Genomic DNA, 1,878 nt, shown 5'->3' with positions numbered 1-1,878 from the left:
CGTGGTCCGCGACGGCCCGACGCTGCGGGAGGCCGGCCGCCAGCTGGCGCGGTGGCATGTGCCGGTCACGGACGCCGCCTCGGCCGAGGACGCCGCACTGCTGACCGTGGCCCGGCTGGTGGTGGCGGCCGCCGCCGCGCGGGGCGACAGCATCGGCGCCCACTACCGCAGCGACCACACCCAGGCCCCGACGCACCGCCGGCGCCTGGCCTATGTGAACGCCGCCGCGGTCCCCGCCTCCGCCGCCTTTTCCCCTCCGTCTTCCCCCACGTCCCAGCCAGTCCTGCAGGAGCAGCCATGAACCATATCCAGCCGATCGACCGGGCCGCCATGGAGCGGATCGTCGCCGGGGCGCTCGCGGAGGACGCGCCGTGGGGCGACGTCACCTCCGCCACGCTGATTCCGGCCGACGCCACCGCCACGGCGGAGCTGGCCGCCCGCGAGCCCGGCGTGCTCTCCGGCGGCCCGGTGCTGGCCGAGGTCTTCCGCCAGGTGGATCCGGGCGTGCGGGTGGAGCTGAAAGCCGAGGACGGCGCTGCCTTCGGGGCCGGGGAGGTGCTGGCCGTCCTGGCCGGAAACGCCCGCTCCCTCCTGCTGGGCGAACGGGTGGCCCTGAACCTGCTGCAGCGGCTGAGCGGCATCGCCACCCAGACCGCGGCCTTCGTCCGGGAGGTGGCCGGTACGGCCGCCCGGGTGGTGGATACCCGCAAGACCACGCCCGGCCTGCGGGCGCTGGAGCGCTACGCCGTGCGCTGCGGCGGCGGACACAACCACCGCTATTCGCTCTCCGACGCCGTGATGGCCAAGGACAACCACCTGGCCGTGCTCACCGCCGACGGCAGCCGGGACCTGACCGAGGCGCTGCTCGAGGCGAAGGCCAGACTCCCGCACACCGTCCACTTCGAGGTGGAGGTGGACAGGGCCGAACAGATCGAGCCGGTGCTGGCCGCGGGCGTGGACACCATCATGCTGGACAACTTCAGCGTGGACGACCTCAGCGCCGGCGTTGCCCAGGTGGCCGGCCGCGCCATCGTCGAGGCCAGCGGCAACGTGCGGTTGGACACCGTCGGCCGGATTGCGCGGACCGGGGTGGACGTCATCTCCTCCGGCGCGCTCACGCACAGCGTGCGGTCGCTTGACCTGGGCCTGGACATCCGCATTGCCGCGGGGCAGGCGGCCGGAGGGGCGTCGTCGTGATCTATCTGGACGCTGCGGCGACCGCGCCGGTGCGCCGCGAGGTGCTGGAGGCCATGTGGCCGGCCCTGACGCAGGACTTCGGCAACCCCTCGAGCCACCACACCGTGGGAGAGGCGGCGCTGCGGGCACTCGACTATGCCCGGGGCAAGGCCGCCGAGGTGCTGGGCTGCCGCCCCGGCGAGATCATCTTCACGTCCGGCGGGACCGAGTCCAACAACCTGGCGGTCAAGGGCATTGCGCTCGCCGCCCCGCGGGGCAGGCACGTCGTCACCAGCGCCGTGGAACACCCCTCGGTGCTGGAGGCGGTCGACTACCTGGCCCGGTTCCATGGCTTCGAGGTCACCCGGGTGCCGGTCGATGCCACGGGCATGGTCCGCGTGGACGAACTGGAGGCCGCGCTGCGCGACGACACCACGCTGTGCACGGTGATGTACGCGAACAACGAGGTGGGCACCATCCAGCCGGTCGGGCGCATCGGCAGGCTCTGCCGGGCGGCCGGTATCCCGTTCCACACCGATGCCGTGCAGGCGGCCGGCTGGCTGGACCTGGACGTCGCGGAGCTCGGGGCGGACGCCCTCAGCGTGTCCGGCCACAAGCTGGGCGCGCCCAAGGGCTGCGGGCTGCTGTATGTCTCCGGCCGGGTTCCGCTGGAACCGGTGCTGCACGGCGGCGGGCAGGAGC

Annotated in this window: 2 protein-coding genes and 1 pseudogene; all 3 read left to right on the top strand. The window is 73.6% G+C overall.

Translation table 11 applies throughout. From position 1 onward, the window contains the following. Window positions 1-301, top strand: a pseudogene (locus tag AC5RV2_RS17535) (hypothetical protein); the annotation flags it as partial. Beyond that, window positions 298-1,197 carry a carboxylating nicotinate-nucleotide diphosphorylase gene (gene nadC, locus AC5RV2_RS17530; protein WP_494093394.1) on the top strand — a complete coding sequence of 300 codons (900 nt, stop codon included), beginning with the start codon at window positions 298-300 and terminating at the stop codon, window positions 1,195-1,197. The pseudogene AC5RV2_RS17535 and the gene nadC, both read left to right, overlap by 4 nt. Then, window positions 1,194-1,878: cysteine desulfurase family protein (locus AC5RV2_RS17525; protein WP_494093393.1), on the top strand; the 685-nt coding region annotated here is incomplete at its 3' end. The genes nadC and AC5RV2_RS17525, both read left to right, overlap by 4 nt.

Source organism: Arthrobacter sp. Y3225116 (assembly GCF_059091245.1).
This window is presented reverse-complemented; position numbering and strand designations above follow the sequence as displayed.